The following is a 25330-nucleotide window of genomic DNA, read 5'->3' on the forward strand; positions in this document are numbered from 1 at the left end:
CGTGCAATATTGCAAACATTGCCTGCAACCAGATACCCGACCCAATACGGTATTTACCGCAGAAGGTGTCTGCCCTGCATGCAATTATTTTTCTGAATTACAGCATGTTGATTGGCAGGAACGTTTTGAGATTCTTCAGGAATTAGCTGCCGATTATAAGCAGCGGGCACAGCAGCCTTTTGATTGTATTATTGGTGTCAGCGGCGGAAAAGACAGTACACGTCAGGCATTATTTGTTCGGGATAAGTTGGGTATGAAGCCACTATTAGCCTGCTTGAGTTATCCCCCGGAACAGGTTACTGAGCGTGGTGTCGATAATATTTCACAGCTGATTAATCTGGGATTTGACTGTGTTATTTGTGCTCCGGCTCCGCAAACCTGGCGTGAGCTGATGTGCTTAAGTTTTGATAAATTTACTAATTGGGCAAAATCGACAGAACTGGCTTTATTTAGCTCAGTTCCTCAGTTAGCCATTCAATATGGCATTGAACTGATATTCTGGGGTGAAAACCCTGGCCTGCAATTGGGTGATTTAAAAACACTCGGGCGAACCGGTTATGACGGCAATAACCTGAGGAATATGAATACCCTGTCTGGTGGAGCACTGGACTGGATAACTGAATTAAGAGCTGATCAGGGTGATTTAATTCCTTATCGTTATCCAACTCTGGAAGAGTTTGAAGAAGCCAATATCTCCATTGTTTATTTGGGCTGGTTTTTAGGTGATTGGTCGTTGGTTAATAACGCCAGCTATTCGTGTCTGGAAGGTTTACGTATTCGTGATGATGGTGTTGAAAATACTGGTGACTTATACGGTGTGACCGCTTTGGATGAAGACTGGGTAACGCTGAATCAAATGATTAAATACTATAAATTTGGTTTTGGCCGGGTGACTGATTATGTTAACGAAGAGATTCGACTGGGGCGTATGGCACGTAGTCAGGGCGCTGAATTAGCTGATCAATACGACTCTGCTTGTGGTGATCATTATATCGAGTCTTTTTGTGAATATATTGGTATCAGTGTTCAGCAGTTTTGGGAGAAAGTGCGTGCTTCGGTGAATCGTGAGCTTTTTGACGTTTATGCTGATGGTCAGATTGTACCTAAGTTTCAGGTCGGGGTGGGTTTATGAATACCACTATGATCGGCATTGTTGATTATGGAGCTGGTAATCACCGTTCTGTCACCAGTGCTGTGCATTCGTTAGGTTACCGAACCCGTATGATTCGTAGCGCTGAAGATATTAGCGGTATCGATTTATTGCTGTTGCCTGGGGTTGGAGCCTTTGTAACGGCCATGTCAGAAATACGCGCACTTGGGTTGGATCAGGTATTGCGTCAGTGGGCATACGAGGGCAAACCCTTGTTAGGTATTTGTTTGGGAATGCAGATGCTGGCAGATGTTTCTTATGAGCACGGTACGACTCGTGGGTTGGAGCTGATACCCGGAAAGGTTCAGCCGCTGACTACACCGGATTGGCATATCGGCTGGAACCGTTTGGAAATCACTGAGCAAGGGCAGAGTTTTTTAAAACCTTGTTATGGTCAGGATTTTTATTTTAATCATTCATTTGAATTTAATACTTCCGATACCTACGTTATTGCCACCTCACGGCTGAGCCGGCCGCTTGTTGCAGCGGTAAAACGCGATAATGTCTGCGGCTTACAATTTCATCCTGAAAAAAGTCAGGCGGCGGGGAAAAACATCCTGAAAATAACCATCGACGAGTTGCTATATGCTTAGGAAGCGCATTATTGGCGTAGTAACCATTCGCCAGGGCTTGGTTGTTCAATCTTTTGGATACCGAAAGTATCTACCGGTTGGTGATCCTTTGTGTGTGGTTGAAAATCTGGATCGCTGGGGCGTGGATGAAATATTGCTTCAGGTAATTGATCGCAATGGCACTCATGGTATGCAGGGACAGGTGCAAGGGCATAGTCAAGGAGAGGGGCAGGCACAAGGGCCCGATTTCGACCTGCTACAACAGTTAGCTAAAGCAGGGATCAGCACGCCACTTTGTTATTGTGGTGGCATCCGTGACGAAAATGATGCCACTCAGGTTATTAAATATGGAGCGGATCGTATTGCCGTGGATGCCTTATTACATGATGACCCGGATGCAGTATCAAAGATTTCGTTAAAGCTGGGGGCTCAGGCTGTTATTGCCGTGATGCCGGTTCAGAATACCGAGCAGGGGTATCAGTGGTTTAACTACCGCAGTCAACAATCAACGCCAGTGAGTACATCGGTCATCGAGCTGCTCAATAATAAACATGTATCTGAACTGATGTTGGTTGATGTCGCTAATGAAGGAAAAAAAGAAGCCTTTGATAACTGCATTATTTCTGCTTTTGATCAGATTACAACGCCTAAAATACTGTTTGGTGGAATCAGTGAGGCTCATCAGTTTCAGGCAATATTATCGGATGATCGTGTTTCAGCGGCAGCCTGCGGTAATTTTCTTAACTATTCAGAACATGCCGTGCAGGCTATTAAAGCCGAGCTTGATGATATATCAATTCGTTTTCCTGGCTATCAACAGGGAGGTGGATTATGTCTGTAAATACAATGCAGAGCTGTAAACGCTGTTTGTATCAAGCGGATCATGCACTTGGGTTGGTGATTGATGATCAGGGTATTTGCAGCGGCTGTCGTATTCATGAAGAGAAAGATGCACTGGATTGGCAGCATCGTTGGTCTTTGCTGGAGCAGTTAGTCCAGCCTTATCGTTCATCCGATACACGCCATTATGACTGCATTGTACCAGTGACGGGCGCTCAGGATTCTTATTATATACTTCACCTTGTAAAAAACCGGTTGAAGATGAATCCATTATTAGTCACTTATAACAAATATTGGAATACACCGTTAGGCATCAGAAATTTAGCCAACCTGAGAATAAAATTTAACTGCGACATCGTTATTCAGAATGTTAACCCACTTGCGGTAAAAAAGATTACTAAAGAAACACTTCGTAAGTTCGGCAGTTTGTACTGGCACTGCCTTTCCGGACAAACCGTGTTTCCGGTTCAGACCGCAGTGCGTTATCAAATCCCTTTAATCATCTGGGGCGCACATCAAGGTATGGAGCAAGTAGGCATGTTCTCTCACGAACATGAAGTTGAAATGACCCGGCGCTATCGCAAAGATCACGACTTGATGGGACATGAAGCTGATGACTTATTGAGTGTGTTTAATACTCTGACTGAGGGTGATATCTGGCAATATCGTTACCCGGATGATCACTCTTTGAATAGAGTGGGGGTGCGTGGTATTTACTTGAATAACTATGTTCGCTGGGACCCTCTGGCCCAACATAAAAAAATGGTGGATTTATACGATTATCAAGGAGCTTCCTTTAATCGAACTTTTGATACCTATGACCATGTTGATTGTTATAACTATATGGATCTTCATGATCGTATCAAAGGAATGAAATGTGGTTATTCGAAAGTGACAGATCAACTATCACGTGAGATTCGCCATGGACGAATCTCACGTGATCAGGCTTTAATCGCCAATAAATTTTACGGCTGTCAATCAACCAAATACGAAGATCTTCTTCTGGATTGGTTGGATATTGATCAGGCTGGCTTGGAATTTGTATTACATCAGTTTGATCAGGAAAAGCAATCAGATGGGGAGAATAATAGAGATTACTCCCTGGGAGAAGTGACTGAACTTCTACAGGAAGCAACGCAGCTATCTATGGATCGGAAAGATCAATACATAACCATTGGGAAAGGAATAAAATAAGAGGCCTTATATGGAAGATTTAATATCAGAGCGCAGCCAGACTGCTGATAAAACTCGTAATATTTATGAGAAACAACATAATATGTATTTGAAAGACGATGTTCTGTTTAATCGTTTTTTGAAAATGTATTCAGATCTTTCCTATTACCATCTTGAGGATGATGACCTTAATGGTAAAAGTATTCTGGATGCTGGTTGTGGTAACACAGCTTACTTTCAACTGGCAATGCATCGGTTTGGTGTGAAGAGTCAAACATGCCTTGAGCTGGGGGATAACTGGATAAAACCACTTCAGGAAAAATTGAGTCAGTTTGATGTTCCGTTGCAATCGATGCGGTTTGTTCCTGGCAGTACTGACTCGCTTCCTTTTGAAAATGAAGAGTTTGATTTTGTATCAAGTAATGGTGTTCTGGTTCATTTAAATGATACCGATCAGGCAGGAAAATCTTTCGAAGAATTAGCAAGGGTCACGAAATCAGGTGGTCATCTTTATGTTGTTCTTGGTACTACTGGCGGATTGTTTGAGGAAGAAGTGTTTCCTGCTGTGCGGCGCTTCTATAATAAAAATGAGACTTTTAAAAATCTGGTAGATAATATTTCGCCGGAGTTGATTCAGAAGCTTTTGGGCCAGCATGAGAAGGTAACAAACGAACATGCTGATGAAAAAGTTAACTATGAAAAATTTGCACAGCTGTTTGATTATGATTTCTGCGCTTTTCTTCAGAATGTGATTCAGGCTCCGACACGTTATTGTACCGACCTCGACGAAAACTGGGTTCGTAAGATGTTTGCAGATCATGGTTTTGAAGAACCCAAGCGTTGTCGGCGCTTTGTTCAGCGGAAGAATATCCGAAAACACTTTGCAGCATTGCACTATGATATGACTTCGACTATGTCTCAGATTCTTTACGGTAATGGCAATATGGAGTGGATTGCTAAGAAAAAGTAAAAATAGCATGCCTGCATGTCAAATCACATGCAGGCATTTTTTTTATTCGTGATAGAGAATTTCATTGCCAACAATATCGTCTCTAATCCATGGGTCGCTATTATCAGGATAGTCTTTAGATGTTATTTTCTTAAAGTGATCTGGTGCATCTTTTAAAAAACTACGGAATGAATCCTTCCATAATTCTATAAAAGCTTCTTTTTCTTCCTTTTTTCTGATTGATACAGATATAGTTGCTCCTGTATGTAAGTAATGCCATATGCTTCCTCTTAATGAGAAAATGTAACGTCCATAACGTGCTTGCAATCTTCCTAGCATATGATTGTTCATTTGATGAGCTGCGATGAATAGTGTTCGTATGTCTGAGGAATCAACGACTCCTATAAATGATGAGAGTTCTTTACACATTTTTTTGAAGATATAATTTAATTCAGAAATTTTATCGCTTAGGAATTTTTTGTCTAAAGTTCCTCCTATGAAAGGGTTGGTTTTATCTTCGTCTTTCTCATTTTTTGAGATTGATAATATTTCTTTTGCTTTTTGTGGTTCGATGTAGTAAGAGCCTCTTATTCTTGCTCCTGATGAGCAATTATGAAACTCAATATCTGGATTTGCGATAATGCAGTTTTCCACTGTTTTTCTGGATGTTGTATACATGGAAATTGAATATATTTTAGATCCAAATACTGATTCGACTTCCATTATTTCGTCAAATGTCTGGTTGATTTCTTTCTGGATGTTTTCGCTCAAATTATCTGAATAATAAACACTGGATTTGGAGTGGTGTTTTTCTTTCTCCCAAAAACCAAAATCCATTCCATAGAGCATGATTCTGGAGAATCCAAGTTTGGAAGCAATAGCAACACCTGTATTTGTACAGGTCGGTGTTGTAAATACAACTACTTCATTGTTATCAATAAATGCATCGGCTAGCGGTGTTGAATCTTTAAAGAAATATACTTTGTTTTTGAATATGTCAAATACATTAGGAGGGAGTTGTACGGCACCAACTAATAAAGTGTTATTGTGGAAATCTTTATTTTCTATTGATACTAAATGCTCGTAAGTCAGCATGTGAGATTCAATTTCCACTTGTATGTCTGGTACAAGTCCTTCTTTTATTAGTGTGTGTACTGCTGTGCCGCAGGAAATTAAGGTGATTTTTTCGCGGTTCTCAATGATTTCATTGATGCGCGAGTCCAAAGAAGGGCCTCCGCCGACAATGACTGCAGTTTTTCCTTTGTTTATTTTTTCTTTTGATAATTTTGGGATTCCTTTGGCTATGTTGTGAAAAGCGTTGTTGTATTGGTTTATTTCATCGTCATAATAACCCCATTGGTTGAGGAAATAATGCATATCTTCACTGATTCTTGATATGATTTTGGAGTACTTGTCACTTCTCTGGTGATTGTAGAATAATGAGAAAGAAGGGAAGCTAGGGCCGCAGTTTATTAATTTGTTCCAAAGGATAATTCCGTTGTCGTAGCTGTTTACATCTGGTGAAAATGAAAGAATGATGTCGAGTGTTCTACCTTTGTTCTCTGTTTTTCGAAACAGTATTTCCCAATCTGTTACATATAGGCTAGCGTAGAAATACTCAGGCTCTGGCTCGAAAATAATAATGTTCTGAATATCTGATTGTTCCACCATTTTTTGGATATGCAAACCAAGGCCGCATCCGATGAAGACCATAAGCGGATAAAAATCTGGAAGAAGATAATTTCCGTTCATGATTGTTCCCTCTGGGGTAGAATTCACAAGCTTATTGATTCTTTTGCAAAAGAACCGATGGTATTCAAGCTCTCCTTTTTGTGGCGGCGCTACTGTCCTTATGTGCGTGCCGGGTTTGAAGTCCTTTAAGTAATGATTAACTTCTGTTTGTGCATAGGCTTGGGCATCTCCCTGATACAGAGGGGTATTGCCATCTAAAATGTCTAGCTTGCCAGTTTTGGTGTCGATATTCAGAGTAAGGTGTTCAAACGTTACACTTTTTACGACTTGAAACAGGCCAGGTTGATGACCTTTGAAGTATTGCAGGTTTTTTTCTTTCAGCTGCATTGCTTTCTGGATATATGGGTTGGTCATCGCCAGTTTCTCGTCAATAAAAAAACAAAATAAATGCAATTTGTATGCCTCTTTTTTTCTGTGCGGTGGCAAAAAGATCGAAAAAAATATTAAAGCTATCTTCTTACTTGCCGTTAACAAGGTTGTAACGAACTAAGTTGAGCCCCGCATCGTGGGCATTGGTCACCTCAGGTGGCAAAGGAGACGAAGCTATGCCTCAAATTATTAATACCAATATTGCCTCGATTAACGCCCAGCGTAACCTCGACCGATCGCAGTCTGATAACCAACAAGCGTTGCAGCGTTTGTCTTCAGGCTTGCGTATTAACAGTGCGAGAGATGATGCGGCGGGTCTGGCAATTTCGACTCGTTTTACCTCTCAGATTAATGGTCTGAGTGTGGCAACCCGAAACGCAGGTGATGGTATCGCACTGGCTCAAACGGCCGAAGGTGCTTTAGGTTCCATTAACGATAACTTACAGCGTATTCGTGAGCTGGCGGTTCAGTCGGCGAACGCCACCAACTCTGATGTTGACCGTGATGCGCTGCAGTCTGAGGTTGATCAGCTGGTTGCTGAGATTACCCGGACTTCCGAAGAAACCGACTTTAACGGCCGTAACCTGCTGGATGGCTCATTTGCCGCCACCTTCCAGATTGGTGCTAACGCGGGTCAAACCGTAGATATTTCCATTGCTGAGTTAACTGCAGATAGGCTGGGTTCTTCTTCTCAGTCAGGACTTAGTGCGCAAGGAACGGATAATGCTTTGGGAAATGGTGATTTAAATATTAATGGTGTTGCAATTAGTGCCTCTCGTGCTTCAGATGATACAGCATCGACGTCTAATAATTCGGCATCAGCCATTTCAAAAGTAGCGGCGATCAACCGTTTTTCTGATGAAACCGGTGTTACTGCGTTTGTTAATGATAATGTGGCAGCAGGTACTCAGCAGCAAACCGTAGCTGGTGGCTCGGGCACTTTCACGCTAAACGGGGTTGATATCTCTTTCTCAACCAGTAGCGATGCGGCGCAAACTCGTGCTGGTATTACTCAGGCTATCAATGCAGTTGCTGAGCAGACTGGTATTCAAGCTGTTGATACTGATAACGCTGCGACCGGTATTAATTTGGTAGCAGAAGATGGTCGAAATATTGATATTTCATTTGATACTGCGGATCTTAGTGGTGGCTTAACTGCTGCTAACTTTGCCGCGGCTACCGGTCTTGCTGGTGGTGCAGTTGACTTGGATGGTACTAATCCTGGTACTGTGTTTGGGAATACCTATGAAGGTGGTTACACCTTGATTGCTGACGGCGACCGTAACTCCATTGAAATTAGTGGTGGTAATGGTACAGGTCGGGGTGATCTTGCCAATGCCGGTTTAACTGAAGGTACGTTTGATCGTGGTGTTGCAACTAGTGTGACAGCAGCCCAAACAAGTACTGAGGGAACTGCAAGTACTGCTAGTGGTAGTCTGAATGGAGCGATTAGCAGAACAGATTCTGGCGGCTCCTTTATTTCTTTAACCGGTGCTACTGTAACTAGCCTTGTCACTTCGACAGCCACCGCTGCTCAGGTTACAGCTTCACAAGCTTCGTTAACTATCTCTGATGGTAGAGCCTCTACTGCAGTTGTATTTACAAACACTAGTGGTAACACCAGTATTGCAGAATATGCTTTCCAGGCAGATGCTGCCAGAGGCGCCAATGAAGTCAACTTCTTTGAGCAGGGTACCTTTGACATTGGTGGTCTCGGAGCTGGTGCCGCAGGTACTGGTGGTGCGAGCTTCCTTCTTGGTGGTGTCAATATCAGTGTTGTCGGGACCAGTGCTGAAGCCCGTGCTGAGAGTGTACTGAATGCAATTAATTCTTCAGACTTCTCAACCGCTGTTGGTGCAACCGGTTATGTTAATGCTGAGTTGAATTCTGCGGGTGATACAGTATCTATTACAGTACGTAATGAAACCTCAACTTCTTTGGCTGCATCTAACTCTGCAACAACTGGTAGCCAGGTAACTATCGGTGGGGTGACTCTGAATACTGGTGCAAGCGCATCTATTCTGAGTGGTGAGTTAGGTTTCGAGTCAACTTCAGCCTCTGGTAGTGCTGTCAGTGTAGTTCTTAGTAGTACATCAGGTGAGTTATTAAATGGTGTTACTACTCAAGCCGCTGAATCGGTATCTGGTGTGGTGAATACTTCAACTCAGGAAACGAATATCAACGTTAATCTTGGTGGTCAGGATGTTAGTGTTGCTGGTTCTCCGCTACAAGCAGGCTCTAGTGTTGCCCAGTTAGCAAATGCGGTTAATAGCGTGGATGGTGTGACTGCATTTGAAGAAATCAATTTAACAATCACTGCCAGTACTTTAGAAAGCGGTGAGTCGCTAAGGATTCAAGCTGGTGCTAACTCGGTTGATATTTCTGCAACAGCTGATAGTGCTGGTAACTTTACATTGGCGCAACTAGCGGATGATGTTAATGGAGCAACAACAAACGCTAACCTAGATGTCTCGGCTGTTTATGATGCTGATGCTGACTCTATTTCTTTGACTATCCGCAACTTTACCTCTGATACAGTGACACTTGATAGTGAGAATGCCGATGGTGCTGGTGTTGTTCTGTCTCAGGGGGGCGGGACTTTTGTCGGTGAGCAGGAGCAAAGTGTTTCCGGCCAGCTACAGTTTTTCTCTGATGATGGCCGTGATGTCACGGTAACACTTTCGGATCCTCAGGGAACTGGTGGAGAGCTGTTTGCTAATAACAGTGACTCAGCTACATTCTCTGGTGTAAATGGCTTGCAGGATGGTGACTTGTTGATTAACGGTGTAACCATCGGTGGGGCTGATGCCGGAGCTGATACAGCCTCTGCAACCAGAGCATCTGATGGTACGAGGATCCTCTCTTCTGAAAAAGGCCAGTCGGCTATTGCCGTTGCTGCGGCTATTAATGAGGTGGCGGATGAAACTGGTGTTACTGCAACAGTGAATGCAACTACGGTGACTGGTGGTGATGGAACTAATGCGGTTCCAGGAAGCTTCGAATCCGGTGATCAGGCTGGTTTGTTCATCAACGGTGTAAACATTGGCGTTGTTACTTTGCAGAATGAAGGTAGCGGTACAACTGTTGATGCCAATCGTGCTCGTGCTGATGCGCTGAACCTGATTAATCAGAATGCAGGTAAAACCGGTGTTACCGCAGAAGATAACGGTGTGTCACTGACCTTAACCGCAGCAGATGGCCGTAACGTCTCCATCGCGATTGATGATCGCTCCGGTTCATCTGATTCAATCGGTGCAATTTTTGGCCTTGATGCAAATGAAGCAGGTATTGGTGAAACAACCTTTGGTACAGGAGATGCCAGTACAAGACTTTCTTCGGAAGCAAGTACTTATGAGACAACTTATGGCACTGTGAAGCTAACTTCTGCTTCCGAGTTTACGGTTGCTGGTGGTGCTAATGGTAACGGTGAGCTGGAAGCCGTTGGATTATCAGCAGGTACCTTTGGCGGCGGTGAAGATGGTCAATTCCTGACAGATATTGATATCTCGACCTTCGAAGGTGCAACTGCAGCGATTACCGCGATTGATAATGCGATTGGTCAGGTGGCGAGCCAGCGGGCCGACTTAGGTGCGATTCAGAACCGTCTTGAATCTACCGTAAGTAACCTGCAGATCACTTCCGAAAACCTGAATGCTGCAAACTCTCGTATTCGGGATGCGGACTTCGCGGCCGAAACCGCCGAATTGCAGCGTACTAACGTACTGCAGCAGGCCGGTATTTCTGTACTGGCTCAGGCCAATGCTGCGGGTCAGCAGGTACTGTCTCTTCTGGGATAAGTTCTTAAGAACTTTCTTGTACGGCTTCAGCAATGCTTTACTCAGGGTGCTGAAGTCGTAACTCCCGAATAAGAGATACGAGGTGATTTATGAATGATTTAAAAGCCAATATTAACGACCGGGTTCAGCTGCTTTCTGCAGCCGGACAAAAACCGGTAGCGGCTGTATCCTCGGGTGCTCGTGCGTATCAGGCTGAGCAGGGAAGTGCACTGTCCGGCAAAGGTTTGCCGCAGCAGGGTGCTCAGGTTGCCACGGTGAATAACGAAACCGTCAGTCGTGAAAAAGTTCAGGAAGCAATTTCTAAACTGAACGACTATGTGCAATCCACTGAACGTACGCTGGACTTTCAATTGGATGAAGACAGTGGCCGAACTGTGATCAAGGTGTTTGATAAGGAGTCTTCGGAGCTGATTCGTCAGATTCCCGATGAACTGGCTCTGACACTGGCGCAGAAATTGAATGACGAGGAACCATCGTTATTATTCAGTGCTCAGGTATAACGGCTGACTAACTCAGTTGTGACTTAACTGACACTGGCGCTAATAATAACCCCGGATCGGCCGATAAGGTTGATACCGGGGTTTTTCGGTTTGGCGGAAATTACGGTTTGGTGGTACGTAACAAGTAAGTCGTTGAGGAAAGGTTATGGCAGCAATTGAATCGTTAGGTTTAGGCTCTGGCGTTTTAACCAATGATCTGGTTGATCAGATCATTGGCGCTGAGCGTGAAGCCAGTGAGCTGCGTCTCGATCGTGAAGAAACCATTGTTGATGCCAAAATCACCGCTTATGGCGAAATTCAATCGCTGGCTGATCGGCTAAAATCAGCAGCTGGCTCCTTAGCGTCTCCGAGTGAAGCCGGTTCAACACTGGCCAGTTCTTCAGATGAATCCATCCTGACCGCTACTGGTTCAGTTCTGGCCGACCCTGGCACTTATAATATCGAAGTTTTAAACACGGCAAAATCGCACTCACTGGTTACCGGTACTTATTCGAGTTTTAACGAAAATATCGGCACAGGTGAGATCCGTATTACCTTTGGTGAAATTACCTATAACAGTAACGGCGATTTTGTTAGTCAGGAGGTGAACCCACAAAAAGGCGGTGATCCGATTACTATTGATTCTTCGAATCAGACCTTAAGTGGTATTCGTGACGCAATTAATAATGCTGATATCGGCGCGCGTGCCAGCATTATTAATGATGGTACGGGCTTCCGGCTGGTTGTCAGCTCATCAGATACCGGGGCAGAAAATGCGTTACGTATTGAAACCTTCGATGCCGATGGCAACCTGGCAACCACAGGGCTGTCGGCACTGGCTTACAACGAAAATCAGAATGGTGCGGGTAACCTGGAAGAAACTGCCCGTGGTGAAGATGCTCAGTTGCAAGTGAACGGCCTGGCCATTACCCGACCATCTAACTCTGTCGAAGAAGTGATTGATGGCGTCACCTTGGATTTAAAAAGTGCGGATGTCGGTAAGCAGGTCACGGTTTCAGTTGAACCAGACTCCGAAGGTATTCAGGAAAATATTCAGGCTTTTGTTGATGCCTATAATGAATTTAAACAATTTTCTGATGAGCTGACATCATTTGACTCTGACACCGAACAAGCTGGCTTGCTGCTGGGGGATTCAACCATTCGGGGAATCCAGCAACAGATTCGCTCACTAATCAGCCAACCCATTGCGGGCCTCGTTGGCACGCAGTATCGCTCACTAACGGAGCTTGGGGTAAATACCGATCGTAATAACGACTTTTTATTGGAATTTGATACCTCTGTTTTTAATCGTGCCTTACGGAATGAAGCGGCCTCGGTTGTCAGTATTCTGTCTAAAAGCGGCAGCACCTCCGATAGCCAGATTACTTATGTTAACGATTCGATTAATACCCAGGCTGGCACATACGGTGTTGAAATTACTCAGTTGGCGACTCAGGCTGAATATCAGGGTGGTCGTGTAAATACTCTCGACTTTTCGCAACCGGTAATTATCGACGAAAATAACGATGGTTTTACCATTAATGTTGATGGTACCAATGAAGCCGTTACTCTGACCCACGGCAGTTACAGCAGCGGTAATGAATTAGCCAGTCAGATTGCTTTGCAAATTAATAGTGGGCGAAATATTCGTAATAATTTTTCTGCCGTTACGGTTAACTATAATCAGAGTAATCGATCCTTTGATATTACTTCTAATGAATTTGGCTCCAGTTCCCGGGTTTCGTTTACCAGTGTGGATGTTAATACCGCCAATACACTAGGGTTTAATGTGTTAGGGCGAGGTGAGTACCAGGGCATTCCGTTAACGACGATTAATTCCGATGCTTTTTTAGGTAATGGTGCTTCTACTCAGCCTGGCAGTCGTGCTTTAGCACAAAATGAAGGCATTAATTTTGCCGCTAATAATGCCACCTTTTCATTGGATGTTGGCAGTGGAGCCGTTGCGGTAACGGTTAATCAGAACGCCGCTGGTAATGATTTAAATAACGATGGTGTTATTGGTGATCGCGATGATACGTTACAGGCGATTCAGACAGCGATTGATGCCACCAGTTTAAGCGGTGCGGTTGCCGCAACCTTTGACAATAACGGCAATCTGATTTTTCAGACAACCGCGGTTGGCGACACGCAACAAATTGAAATTACCACCGTTGGCAGCACCATTACCGATTCACAATTAGGGTTGGATGCCACTCAGGGAGTTCAGGCGAATGGTGATGATCCGGGGATTACTTTTTCTGACCCGGTTGAATTTAATCTGTCTGTTGATGGTGTCACAACGTCTTCCAAAGTTAGTGTTGCGGCTGGAACGTATCTGAATGGTGATGATCTGGCTGGTGCGATTCAAACAGCCATTAAAAACCAGTTGGATGTTGATCCGGCGTTTTCTTCCGTAACCCGTGGTGCCGAAACAGCAACCGCTACCCGGGATATCGCTACCAATATTGATTTTGCGACTGCTAACGCAGGATTTACGGTTAATGTTTCCGGTGTTGAAAAAGAAATTATTGTGAACTCGGATTCCGGTGATAATGTCGCTGATATTCAGACGGCGCTGGATGCTGCTTTTGGTGCTGATGTAGTGATTGCCAGTCAGGATGGTGATGGCCTGAAACTGACCTCTTTTGTTGCAACTCCTCCCACAACGCCGCCACATCAGGATTTTATTCAGGTCACCAGTGATGGACGAGGTGCGCAAACTTCGGCTGCTGCGGTGATTAACAGTGGCATAGATTTCAGCGGTGCAAACAATGCAACCTTTACTCTGGCGGTTGCCGGCATTGATATTAATGTTGATGTGAACGGTGATGGCACAGGGGGGAGTAATGACCAGAATTCAACCCTGAATGTGGTACAGCAGGCACTGGATCGGGCGTTGATTTCCTCCGGACAATTTCAGGCCGGTGATGTGGTGGCTAAGCTGGATAGCTCTGACCAGCTATTTTTTGAAACCGTCTCCAAAGAAGGCACTAAAACCGCCGCTACTTTTGGTTCATCCGCACAAATAGAAGTAAAAAATCTGGGCGGTACTGCCGCTGCCACGCTTGGTTTAACCGCTGAAACTCAAAGTAATGGCTATGACGCGTTTGGTTTACCGGATAACCGCACTTATGGCTACGACGTGATACCGGATGTGTCGTACGAATTTAATCCGGAAACCAATCTCGGCGCGTTTAATATCAATATCGGTGGCAATGCTACCAACGTTTCTTTTTCAGATCTGGATACTCCAGCGATTACGGTTTTTGGTTTGTTGGATGCCGACAGCTTTACCCCGAGCGTGGCGACCGGAACCGATGTTGCCGGTCGGATTAATGGTGTGGAAGCACGAGGTCGTGGGCAGTTTTTAACGGCAGAAAACGGCAATAGAGACGCGACAAATGGTTTTTATATTGCGAATCCTACCGCAGACCTGAGCAGTGGGATCACCATTGATAGCTCCAACAATAAATTTACGATTAATGTGGATGGCACCGAAGCCGAAATTACCTTGGTTAATGGTGCATATAATTCGGGTGAAACACTGGCGGCTGCGTTGCAGGAAGCGATTAATGATAATGACGCGTTCCGCTCTGAACGTATCAGTGTCAAAGTTGAGTTTAATGATGATCCGGCATCGTTTGCATTTCAGAAGCTGGGGATTATTTCCGCTTCGACCGGGGCGGATTCATCGGTAACGCTGGTGGATGTTCCGCCGGGTGCTGCGGCGACCTTTGGTTTTATTCCTGGGCGAGCGGATGGAGAGCAGGGCGCTGACCGGGAAGGTGAGATCGATCCTTCCAGCGGTATCCGCTTAAAAGTCACCGGTGGTGCTTTGGGGGCACGCGGTGATGTCACTTATATCACCGGTTTTGGTGATCAGTTAAATGATATTTTGATCGGTATTCTGGATGGCTCTAACGGCACTATCAGAACCCGTCAGGATGCACTGGATCAGGAAAAACTGGGTATTACCCAGGATCGGGAACGTCTGGATGCTCGTTTAGCCGCTCAGGAAGCTCGTTTAAAAAGTCAGTTCTTGTTTAACGATGCGATTATTCAGGGGCTCAACACCACAGGTGATTTTATTAAACAGCAGTTTGATGCCATTACCGGTGCTAATCAGCGGAACTAGCGTTAACGGGCCTTAAAACAACAGTGCAATAAAATAACAATCTATAAAAACAATAATGCCCACTGCTGATAGTTCAGCAGTGGGCATTATTTTATTCAAACTTTAAACCCGGTGTTTAACTGTGATATTTAACTGCGGTTTCTACTTCGCGGGCTGAACCCATTACTACAGAAACACGCTGGTGAATACCTTCAGGTTTAACCGACATAATGTCTTCAAACGCGGTTGATGCTTTGCCGCCAGCCTGCTCGACCAGCATGCTCATTGGGTTGCCTTCGTACATCAAGCGCAGTTTGCCCGGCTTCTTCGGATCGCGTTTGTCATATGGGTACATAAAGATACCGCCACGGGTCAGAATGCGATGAATCTCAGCTACCATCGAGGCAATCCAGCGCATGTTGTAACGCTTGCCCAATGGGCCTTCTTCACCTTGTAATAAGTCAGCAACGTAGTTCTGCATTTCCGGTAACCAGAAACGCTGGTTCGACATATTGATGGCAAATTCCTGAGTCTCAGCCGGAATCTGAATGTTTTCACGTTGCAGCAAAAACTCGCCTTCACGCGGGTCCAGTGTAAATGAGAACACCCCCTTACCGACGGTTAATACCAGTAAAGTTGACGGGCCGTACAGTACATAACCGGCTGCAACCTGCTCTGTGCCTGCCTGCAGATACGCATGTTGCTGAGCGGCGTCGGCCTCCGGTGCAGCTTTTAGAATGGAGAAGATAGTACCAACGGTAACGTTAACATCGATATTGGAGGAGCCGTCCAGCGGATCAAATAACACCAGATAGTCACCATTGCTATTGCAGGCAACCGGCTCATCTTCTTCTTCGCTGGCGATACCTTTAACGTGAGAGATGCCAGCAAGCGTGTCTTTAATCAGGTCGTTAGAAATAACATCCAGTTTTTTCTGACATTCACCCTGAACATTTTCCTGTTCGGCACTGCCCAGAATACCTGCCAGTGAGCCCAGGTGCAGCTGATGGGTAATGTCTTTACACGCTACCATCAGGCCGTCGATGATGTCAGTGACGGCAGTGTTGTCACAGTGCTGATCCAGGAAGGTACGCAGGCGTTGCATGAAGGGTGATCCTCTCTCTCAGGCGATTTCAAATTGTCGCGCAGTCTACCGGAAAATTGCTGGAATTTCAGTTGATCTCTGCTAATGAACGCTTGAAAACCGTAAGAAAAGCACGATTCACCTGCCAAAAGTCATATTTCCAAGCTTGGGGGCAGACAAATATGTCAGTACACTATGGCTCTTATCTACGACAAGCGTACTAGAACAGGGCTTTTCAGATCATGCGCCTTCATATTCTTGGCATTTGCGGCACCTTTATGGGGTCTTTGGCTCAGCTGGCAAAAGCACAAGGCCATCAGGTTTCCGGCTCAGATGCCGGGGTTTATCCTCCCATGAGTGACCAGTTACAGGCTGCTGGCATTGAGCTAACCGAAGGGTTTGATCCGTCGGGTATCCCTGACGATGTTGAGCTGGTGATTATTGGCAATGCCATGTCACGCGGTAACCCGTCAGTAGAATACGTGCTGGATCGTGGTATTGCTTATATGTCGGGCCCGCAGTGGTTAGGCCAGTATGTGTTGCAGGGGAAGTGGGTGGCGGCCGTGTCGGGCACCCATGGCAAAACCACAACGTCGAGCATGTTGGCCTGGATTCTCGAATACGCCAATATGGCGCCAGGTTTTCTGATTGGTGGTGTTCCGGAGAATTTTGGTGTCTCCGCCCGGTTACCGGGTTCGGAAAACTTGGGGGATTCGCCGTTTTTTGTCATCGAAGCAGACGAATACGATACTGCCTTTTTTGATAAGCGTTCTAAATTTGTCCATTACCAACCACGCACTCTGATTGTTAATAATCTCGAATTTGATCACGCTGATATCTTCCCTGATTTAGCCGCGATTGAACGTCAGTTCCACCATGTGATTCGCACCGTGCCCGCTTCTGGATTGATTGTTGCCCCCTCAAATGAACCTGCTATTAAACGGGTACTGGAGATGGGCTGTTGGACCCCTGTACAGACTTTTGAGCAGGAGCTTGGGCAGAAAGGTGAGCAGCATAAAGAGTCTGCTCCCTGTGATTGGCAATGGCGTCTGGATAAAGCGGATGCTTCACAGTTTTCTCTGCTGGCAGACGGCATAGAAGCCACCGTTAATTGGTCACTCAGTGGTCTGCATAATGTCTCGAATGCGATTGCGGCCATGATTGCCGCACGCCATATGGGTGTTACCCCGGAGATATCGGCCAAAGCACTGGCCGAATTTATTTCCGTGAAGCGTCGTATGGAATTAGTGGGTGAAGTTAACGGTATTCAGGTGTTTGATGATTTTGCCCATCATCCTACGGCAATAAAAACCACACTGGCGGGAGCCAAAGCACGGCAGCAGTCTGAGAATTCGGCCGGCCGGGTTATCGCAGTACTGGAACCACGTTCTAATACCATGAAGCTTGGCGTGCATAAAAATGAGTTGGCTGCTTCGGTACTGGATGCGGATAAAGCTTTCTGGTTTCAACCAGCCAATATGGATTGGTCATTAGCTGACGTGGCTGAGCAATGTGACGTACCGGCCGTGTGTTTTGATGATTTGACGGAATTGCGTCAGACGCTTGTGTCACAGGCTCAGCCGGGAGATCGTATTGTGGTGATGTCCAATGGCAGCTTTGGTGGCTTACCACGTGTGTTAGTCAGCGATTTAGCGGAGAGCACTTTAACTGAGAACAATGTAACGGAGGGCCGGGGATGACAGATGCCGTTCAGGAGCGAATTTGTGTTGCCATTACCGGCGCCTCTGGCTCCTTATATGCGTTGCGTTTAATTGAAGTGCTGGTGAAAGTCGGAAAACCGGTGGACGTAATTATTTCCAAAGCCGCGCAGTTGGTATTTGCCACCGAAGTGAATTTAGCAATTCCGGCCAAGCCACAAGCTCAGTCTGAATTTCTGGCGCAACATTTTGCGGTGGATCGCAACTTAATTCGTGCCTTCGGTCGTGAAGACTGGATGGCGCCCTGGGCATCCGGTTCTGGCCAACCAGGCCCAGTAGTGGTATGTCCATGCAGCACCGGCACCTTATCCGCCATTGCCACTGGTGCCAGTAATAATCTGATTGAACGGGCAGCGGATGTAGCGTTAAAAGAACGCCGCCAGCTGATTCTGGTACCACGGGAAACACCGTATTCAGAAATTCATTTACAGAATATGTTAAACCTGACGCGTATGGGGGCGGTTATTCTGCCTGCGTCACCGGGCTTTTATCATCAACCGGAAACAATAGAGCAATTAATTGATTTTGTTGTTGCCCGCATTTTAAACCAATTAAATATTTCCCAGCAGTTAATGCCTGCCTGGGGAAAAGATAAGAATGACCAGGAGTAAAGCAATGAGTCAGCCAGAAACGGTACAGCCAAAAACAGTACGGCCAGAGCCAAATCAGGAACCTGATATCGTGAAATGGGTTGGATTGGGTTTTGTGATTGGTTTGGTTGTTGCCGTGATCACTCTGGAGATGTACGGCTATATCAAGCATCCCAGTGAAGTGGATAAGGCAACTATTGCCGAATTTAAATTGTTATCACTGCAAACCGAAGCGGATGTACGGGTATCTGAAAAAAGCTCGGGCAAAGAGGCGTTCTGTGCCAATGATTATTTATTGATACGACCCAGTAATGGCAATGCGGTTGCCGGTATTCTGGTTGATACAAAAAACCGCCCGGTTAGCTGTCGCTATGGCTTTGCCAAAACCGATGCCGAGGAAGATTATCTGAAGAGACAAACGCAACCCTGATGACACAACTCCTATAACGCAATCCCAATAAAAAAAACCGTTAGCACGGAAATGGCCTGTATTAACAGGCCGTCATAAAAAACAAAAAGAACTCATCATGGCTGCTGTATTGTTAAACAAACTCTTCTCTTTTCCAGGTACGATCCTGCGTCGTTTAGTAATGATCTGGCTGGTTGTCTTTTCAGGTAGTTATTTGCAAGCAGAAGTCACTGATGTCAAAGCGGGTGATGCTAACGCTGACGATACCAGTCTTAATAGCGACTGGGACGGTGATGGTTTTAATAACTATGTCGAAGGGCAGGCCGGTACCGATCCAAATGATCAACATTCATTTCCGGCGGATCAGGATAACGACGGTATACCAGACATGCTCGACAATGATCGTGATGGTGACGGCTATAACAATACGCGTGATCTGTACCCGGATAACAGCCGGGACTGGGCTGACACCGATCAGGATGGTATTCCGGATAGTCGCGATACCGATGCCGATGGTGACGGTATTCCTAATGTGTTTGAACTGCATATGGGCACCGACCCATTAACAGCTGACAGTACGCCACATGATAGTGACGGTGACTCGTTACCGGATGTGCTGGATACCGATCGTGATGGCGATGGTTATGCCAATAATCTGGACGCTTTTCCGGACGATGGTCGTGAATGGCTGGATACTGATGGTGATGGTATTGGCAATAATGCCGATGATGATCGTGATAATGATGGCTTCAGCAATGACAGCGAACTAAAAGCCGGTACCGATGTGCTGGACCCTCTCAGTCATCCGGCCGACCTGGATGGCGATGGTATTGCTGATGTCGATGACGATGATATTGACGGTGATGGCTATCCTAATACCAATGACGCATTTCCGCACAATGTCCAGGAGTGGTTGGATACCGATGGTGATGGCATTGGTAATAACTCGGATGGGGACCAGGATGGCGACGGCATTACCAATCAATATGAAATTATCCTGAGCTTCGATCCGTTAGATGCACTGCGTAAACCGGCCGATCTCGATGGAGATGGCATTCCCGATAAACTGGATTCCGATATGGACGGTGACACCATTGGTAATGCGATGGATGTCTTCCCGCGTGACCGCAGTGAATGGCATGACCTTGATCAGGATGGTATTGGGGATAACCGTGATGAAGACCGTGACGGTGATGGCATCCGCAATGATTATGAAATCCGCGCTGCGACGGATCCGGCTGATGCTCGTTCTGTTCCGGCCGACCTGGACGGTGATGGCATTCCGGATGTGCTGGATGACGATATTGACGGTGATGGCTATCTGAATTCAGCCGATGCTTTTCCACAGGATGCCAGTGAATGGCACGATCTTGATCAGGATGGTATCGGCGATAACCAGGACCCGGATGCTGATGGTGATGGCATCATCAATCAGTATGAACGCCAGTTGGGTTTTGATCCTTTGTTGCTAACCTCTGTCCCAGCAGATCTGGACCGGGACGGTACCCCGGATGCACTGGATCTGGATTTAGACGGCGACACGGTTCAGAACATTGACGATGTTTTTCCCCGTAACGCAGCCGAGTGGTCCGATCTGGATGCAGATGGCATTGGCGATAACTCTGACCCTGATATCGACGGCGACGGAATTGCTAACCATTATGAAACTGAGCTGCAAACTGATCCATTTGATGCGGGCTCTGTTCCTGCCGATCTCGATGGTGATGGTATTCCGGACGTGCTGGATCAGGATCGCGATGGCGACGGACACCCTAATACTGAGGATGTCTTTGCTGATGACCCGACTGAATGGGCGGATCTTGACGCCGATGGCATTGGTGATAACCGTGACCCGGACCGTGATGGCGACGGTTACAGTAATAAGCAGGAGCAGCGCCATGGCAGTGATGATTGGTCAGCACAAAGTTTTCCGGATGATGTCGCGCCGGTACTGGAGTTTGTACGCTGGCATAAAGCGCAATCATTGTTAACCGCGATGGCCTTTGATGACGGTATGGGGATTCAGGCGGTGTGGCTGCAACATAGCAGTGGGCAGCGTTGTGACGGGCAGCTGATTTATACTGGCCACCTGCGTATTCACTGCCCCAAAGCAAAACCGGGGGATGGTTGGAAACTGATTGCAGAAGACAATTCGGGCAATCGCCGTGAACAGAAATTGTAAACTGACATTTTACATCAGGGGATCGTAAAAAAGCATTAATGCATATAGAATGCGCGGCTTTTCCGGTTGGTCAGATTTTCATGTCCCTGAATTGTATTTTTTGCGATAAATTAGTGTTTGGCAAAACCGGACTAACTGTGCCACAAAAGGGGCCTGCGCATCAGCATTGCTATCAGGCCGATGCGGCGCTGCGTCGAACCTTCCAGACGCTGGATATTACCGAGCTTAATGATGATGAGCTCAGAGATTTAAAAGATCTGATACTGACCGAGGAAAATGATCGCATGCGTAACCGCACTGGCAGAGAGCGCAGTAATAACGACGTCGAGTTGTTTTAACCGTCAATTAATCCGGAAACTGCTGGCGGATCGCCGCGATCTCATCGATATTATTGATCAAAATTTCACTCAGCTGCGGGTCAAAATGTTTACCGGATTCCGACTTGATCAGCTCGATGATCTTATCCAGACACCAGGCTTCTTTATAACAACGTCGGCTGCCCAGTGCGTCAAACACATCGGCTAATGCGGTAATCCGCCCGGCAATATGAATCTCTTCACCTTTAAGACCCAGCGGGTAGCCACTGCCATCCCAGCGTTCATGATGTTGTCTGGCAATGATCGCACCCAGCTTTAATACCCGGCGGTCGGATTTAGACAATAAATCGTGCCCGATCTGGGCATGACTTTTCATGATCTGCCACTCTTCAGGTGTATGTTTACCGGGTTTATTCAGGATGCTGTCGGGAATCGCAACTTTACCCACATCATGTAATGGTGAGGCCATTTTAATCAGTTCAGCCTCCTGCGCTGACAAGCCATATGCCAGTGCCAGAGCCTGAGAAATTTTGGCCACCCGCTTAACGTGAGCACCGGTCTCCTGGGAGCGTTGTTCAACCGCTTCGCCAAGCATATACACCATCTCCCGCTGGGTTTCGATGATGTCTTCGCGCATCAGCAGATTTTCATAGGTGATGGCGACGTTGGCGGCGTAAATTTCCAGCAGCTGTTTATCAAGCTCCGAAGGCTTTTCGTGATATTGCACATACAGCAGGTTTTCGCTGCCACGTTCAGAGGAAAAGTAACCAATATAATGTTTGTCATAATACTGGCTGGCACGGGTTTGCATGGCTTGCTCAAACCCTTGGCGAATATGTCCGGGTATGCCTTCAAATGAATCCACATCTGAAAACTCCTGCATCTCGCCAGTCGCTGCCAGTACCCGGAAGCGTTTTTGGTTCAGCTGTAAATTGTCCAGTTGGCTGGTGTTGGAGCAGTACAGTGCCGTTTGTTCTAACCCCAGCAAGTTGGTCACCTGATCGAGTACTGCCGCTGCAAAATGGCTGATGGCTCCGCTGCTGAACACTTCTGCCGAGGCTTTGATAACTCGTTCCAGTCCACGGCGATGTTCATCCAGCGTACAGATATCCCGATAACTGCGCAGTGTGGCGTACATCAGGGTATTCAGCTTGGTGGTGGTGAGTTCGGTTTTGTCTTTGTAATCGTTGATGTCGTAGGTACGGATTACTTCCTGTTCCGGTGCCTGGCCCGGCTGTCCGGTGCGTAACACTATGCGGGTAAAACGATTGTGCAATTCTTCGCGGATATAGCGAGCCACTTCCAGACCGGAATGGTCTTCTTCCATCACCACGTCCAGCAGCGCAACCGCAATATCGTTGTGATTCTGCATGATTTCGCGGGCTTCTTCGCCGGAATAAGCACTGATCAGTTCAATACGACGACCGTCAAACTGGAACCCCGTCAGCACCATGCGGGTAATGCGATGTACATCCGGTTCATCATCAACGACCAGAACCCGCCAGCACGGTTTGTCCTGAGAGGTGGATAAATTGCCTTCGAATGGTGAGGAGTCGTTGGCGAAAAGCAGGTCGTTAGACTCATGTAGGTCGTTGGACATAGTGTATTCTCAGGAACCGACAGGAACAGCGGATGTTTTAAAGATTGAGTATAGCGCTATTTATGACAGATTCACTGAAACAGCGCTATGGCTCATTACTTATCGGGTTCCGAACACCACCATGGTTTTGCCCTTAACAGACACCAGCCCCTGTTCTTCTAACTCTTTCAGAACCCGGCCAACCATTTCCCGAGAACAACCGACAATGCGGCCAATTTCCTGGCGGGTGATCTTAATTTGCATACCATCCGGGTGTGTCATGGCATCCGGTTCACGGCTCAGTTCCAGCAAGGTACGGGCGACACGTCCGGTCACATCAAGAAAAGCCAGATCTCCGGCTTTACGCGTGGTGCGTGTCAGGCGTTCAGCCATCTGGCGGAAAATACGGAAAATCAGTTGTGAGTCATGCTTACTCAGCTCGCGGAACTTGTCATAGCTGATTTCAGCCACCTCACATTCCGTTTTAGATTTGACCCAGGCGGTGCGTTCTTTTTGTTCTTCATCAAACAGGCCCATCTCACCGAAGAAATCGCCTTCGTTAAGGTATGCCATGATCATTTCGCGGCCGTCACTGTCTTCAATAAAAACGGTGACTGAACCTTTTATCAGATAGTACAGGGTGTCGCTTTCTTCTCCGGCATAAATCAGGGTGCTGCGGGCCGGGTAGCGGCGACGGTGACAGTGCGATAAAAAGTCTTCCAGATGCTGATGTTTCGATATTAAAGGGGGAAGGCTCATAAGATGGTGTCCGGTGTCGAGTTCTTGATATATCAATATAAATAATAATTGATTATAGGGGGAAGTGGCGGTTTGCCCAAAGCCGATCCTGATTAGTCTGGTTTATATTGCGACAGTGGTGTGTATTTAGGCGGAATTAGTCCTTTTTTACTTCTACGCTGAAGAACCCTTGTGGTACCCTCCGCGCTCTTGGCGACCGGAAAATATCCGGCAAACAATACAGCATTGGAGAGTTCTGATGAAAGCAACCGTGAAGTGGGTTGATAACGCAATGTTTCTGGGTGAGTCCGGAAGTGGTCATGCGGTCGTGATGGACGGCCCGGAAGATCATGGTGGTCGTAATATGGGCGTTCGCCCGATGGAAATGCTGTTATTAGGCTTAGGTGGCTGCACCAGCTTTGACGTTATGAGCATTCTGAGCAAGCAACGCCAGAATGTTGTTGATTGTGTCGCGGATATTGAAGCCGAGCGAGCAGATGCAGTTCCCAGCGTTTTTACTAAAATTCATGTGAACTTCACCGTGACAGGTCATAACCTGAAAGAGTCATTGGTTGAACGTGCCGTAGCATTGTCGGCAGAAAAATATTGCTCAGCGTCTATTATGCTGGAGCAGGGTGGTGTTGAAATGACCCACAGTTATAACGTGGTAGAAGCAGAGTAATCTGTAAGATTAAGAGGACACGCTATTGAACAATAAGTTGCGTCTGCATGGCTTCAATAACCTGACAAAATCCCTGAGTTTTAACATTTACGATATTTGTTATACCCAGACTGAGAAAGAGCGTCAGGAATACATTGAGTATATTGATGAGCTGTACAGTGCCGACCGCCTGACCAAAATTCTGACCGATGTGGTTGATATCATTGGGGCGAACGTACTCAATATCGCTCGTCAGGACTACGAGCCAGAAGGTGCCAGTGTCACCATCCTGATTGCTGAGCATGAAGTACCGCCCAATGACGAACTGATGGAAGAAACTCCGGGGCCGCTAAAAGACTCGGTTGTGGCTCATCTGGATAAAAGCCATGTAACGGTACATACCTACCCGGAAAGTCATCCGCATGGTGGCATCAGTACCTTCCGGGTTGATATTGATGTCTCGACTTGTGGTCTTATCTCACCACTGAAGGCGTTAAATTACCTGATTCACAGTTTCGATTCGGACATTGTCACCTGTGATTACCGCGTGCGTGGCTTTACCCGCGATGTTGATGGGGTGAAACACTATATCGATCACGATATTAATTCGATCCAGAATTATCTGAGTGAAGACACTCAGAATGCTTATCAGATGATTGATGTGAACGTGTATCAGGAAAATACCTTCCACACCAAAATGCTGCTGAAAGATTTTGAGCTGGATAATTACCTGTTTGGCGAGGGCGCTAAAGGCCTGAGCCTTGAAGAGCGTCAGCGAGTGGAAGAAAAAGTCCGCAAGGAAATGCTGGAAATCTTTTACTCACGCAATATGCCCTAATCGCTCTTCGCTGTCAGAT

General features: G+C 46.3%; 19 protein-coding genes. 15 read left to right on the forward strand and 4 right to left on the reverse strand.

Going from position 1 to position 25330, the window contains the following annotated elements; genetic code table 11:
- The first annotated feature begins 1 nt into the window (after position 1).
- From ACO05E_RS12705 to ACO05E_RS12725, 5 genes are read left to right on the forward strand one after another with little or no spacing between them, the layout of a single operon-like run.
- Positions 2–1132, forward strand: a complete 1131-nt coding sequence (locus ACO05E_RS12705) for an N-acetyl sugar amidotransferase (RefSeq protein WP_419813309.1) — start codon at positions 2–4, stop codon at positions 1130–1132.
- A complete protein-coding gene (gene hisH, locus ACO05E_RS12710; RefSeq protein ID WP_419813310.1) occupies positions 1129–1743 on the forward strand; it encodes an imidazole glycerol phosphate synthase subunit HisH in 615 nt (204 codons plus the stop codon). The genes ACO05E_RS12705 and hisH overlap by 4 nt, the downstream gene beginning before the upstream one ends.
- On the forward strand, positions 1736–2563 hold the full coding sequence (locus ACO05E_RS12715; RefSeq protein ID WP_419813311.1) for a HisA/HisF-related TIM barrel protein: 828 nt from the start codon (positions 1736–1738) through the stop codon (positions 2561–2563). Before hisH ends, ACO05E_RS12715 begins: the two co-directional genes overlap by 8 nt.
- A complete protein-coding gene (locus ACO05E_RS12720) occupies positions 2554–3756 on the forward strand; it encodes an N-acetyl sugar amidotransferase (RefSeq protein WP_419813312.1) in 1203 nt (400 codons plus the stop codon). Before ACO05E_RS12715 ends, ACO05E_RS12720 begins: the two co-directional genes overlap by 10 nt.
- A gap of 10 nt (positions 3757–3766) precedes the next feature.
- Entirely contained in the window at positions 3767–4705 is a 939-nt protein-coding gene (locus ACO05E_RS12725; RefSeq protein ID WP_419813313.1) for a class I SAM-dependent methyltransferase, read from the forward strand.
- Between the two features lie 42 nt (positions 4706–4747).
- On the opposite strand, the gene ACO05E_RS12730 is transcribed toward ACO05E_RS12725, so the two are convergent.
- Complete coding sequence (locus ACO05E_RS12730; protein WP_419813314.1) at positions 4748–6790, reverse strand: motility associated factor glycosyltransferase family protein; 2043 nt, start codon at positions 6788–6790, stop codon at positions 4748–4750.
- Positions 6791–6981: 191 nt separating this feature from the next.
- On the opposite strand from ACO05E_RS12730, the gene ACO05E_RS12735 reads away from it, so the two are divergent.
- The 3 genes from ACO05E_RS12735 to fliD all read left to right on the forward strand — a co-directional run bounded on the left by ACO05E_RS12735 (position 6982) and on the right by fliD (position 15216).
- Positions 6982–10602, forward strand: a complete 3621-nt coding sequence (locus tag ACO05E_RS12735; RefSeq protein ID WP_419813315.1) for a flagellin — start codon at positions 6982–6984, stop codon at positions 10600–10602.
- Positions 10603–10691: 89 nt separating this feature from the next.
- Complete coding sequence (locus tag ACO05E_RS12740; RefSeq protein WP_419813316.1) at positions 10692–11102, forward strand: flagellar protein FlaG; 411 nt, start codon at positions 10692–10694, stop codon at positions 11100–11102.
- Between the two features lie 145 nt (positions 11103–11247).
- Positions 11248–15216, forward strand: coding sequence for a flagellar filament capping protein FliD (gene fliD, locus ACO05E_RS12745; RefSeq protein ID WP_419813317.1), 3969 nt, complete (start codon positions 11248–11250; stop codon positions 15214–15216).
- A 115-nt stretch (positions 15217–15331) separates the two neighbouring features.
- Here the strand turns inward: fliD and ACO05E_RS12750 are convergent, their stop codons facing one another.
- The gene (locus ACO05E_RS12750) at positions 15332–16300 is read right to left on the reverse strand and encodes a class 1 fructose-bisphosphatase (protein WP_419813318.1); all 969 of its coding nucleotides are present in this window, start codon (positions 16298–16300) and stop codon (positions 15332–15334) included.
- A 221-nt stretch (positions 16301–16521) separates the two neighbouring features.
- On the opposite strand from ACO05E_RS12750, the gene mpl reads away from it, so the two are divergent.
- From mpl to ACO05E_RS12775, 5 genes are all read left to right on the forward strand, one after another.
- Positions 16522–17979, forward strand: a complete 1458-nt coding sequence (gene mpl / locus ACO05E_RS12755) for a UDP-N-acetylmuramate:L-alanyl-gamma-D-glutamyl-meso-diaminopimelate ligase (protein WP_419813319.1) — start codon at positions 16522–16524, stop codon at positions 17977–17979.
- Positions 17976–18608 carry a flavin prenyltransferase UbiX gene (locus ACO05E_RS12760; RefSeq protein ID WP_419813320.1) on the forward strand — a complete coding sequence of 211 codons (633 nt, stop codon included), beginning with the start codon at positions 17976–17978 and terminating at the stop codon, positions 18606–18608. Before mpl ends, ACO05E_RS12760 begins: the two co-directional genes overlap by 4 nt.
- A gap of 4 nt (positions 18609–18612) precedes the next feature.
- On the forward strand, positions 18613–19017 hold the full coding sequence (locus ACO05E_RS12765) for a hypothetical protein (RefSeq protein ID WP_419813321.1): 405 nt from the start codon (positions 18613–18615) through the stop codon (positions 19015–19017).
- A 97-nt stretch (positions 19018–19114) separates the two neighbouring features.
- Complete coding sequence (locus ACO05E_RS12770; RefSeq protein WP_419813322.1) at positions 19115–21178, forward strand: thrombospondin type 3 repeat-containing protein; 2064 nt, start codon at positions 19115–19117, stop codon at positions 21176–21178.
- Between the two features lie 137 nt (positions 21179–21315).
- The gene (locus ACO05E_RS12775; RefSeq protein ID WP_419813323.1) at positions 21316–21516 is read left to right on the forward strand and encodes a DUF2175 domain-containing protein; all 201 of its coding nucleotides are present in this window, start codon (positions 21316–21318) and stop codon (positions 21514–21516) included.
- A 7-nt stretch (positions 21517–21523) separates the two neighbouring features.
- On the opposite strand, the gene ACO05E_RS12780 is transcribed toward ACO05E_RS12775, so the two are convergent.
- Both ACO05E_RS12780 and crp read right to left on the reverse strand, forming a co-directional pair.
- Positions 21524–23095, reverse strand: coding sequence for a DUF3369 domain-containing protein (locus ACO05E_RS12780; protein WP_419813324.1), 1572 nt, complete (start codon positions 23093–23095; stop codon positions 21524–21526).
- 99 nt (positions 23096–23194) lie between these two features.
- Positions 23195–23833, reverse strand: a complete 639-nt coding sequence (gene crp / locus ACO05E_RS12785; protein WP_255857392.1) for a cAMP-activated global transcriptional regulator CRP — start codon at positions 23831–23833, stop codon at positions 23195–23197.
- 238 nt (positions 23834–24071) lie between these two features.
- Between crp and ACO05E_RS12790 the strand changes: the two genes are divergently transcribed.
- Together ACO05E_RS12790 and speD are read left to right on the forward strand one after the other, a co-directional pair.
- Positions 24072–24494 (forward strand): OsmC family protein, encoded by a 423-nt coding sequence (locus ACO05E_RS12790; protein WP_419813325.1) that lies wholly within the window; start codon positions 24072–24074, stop codon positions 24492–24494.
- Between the two features lie 25 nt (positions 24495–24519).
- Complete coding sequence (gene speD, locus ACO05E_RS12795) at positions 24520–25311, forward strand: adenosylmethionine decarboxylase (protein ID WP_419813326.1); 792 nt, start codon at positions 24520–24522, stop codon at positions 25309–25311.
- Positions 25312–25330: the final 19 nt, after the last annotated feature.

The organism is Bacterioplanoides sp. (assembly GCF_965226395.1).
In the GTDB taxonomy this organism is placed as follows: Bacteria; Pseudomonadota; Gammaproteobacteria; order Pseudomonadales; family Oceanobacteraceae; genus Bacterioplanoides.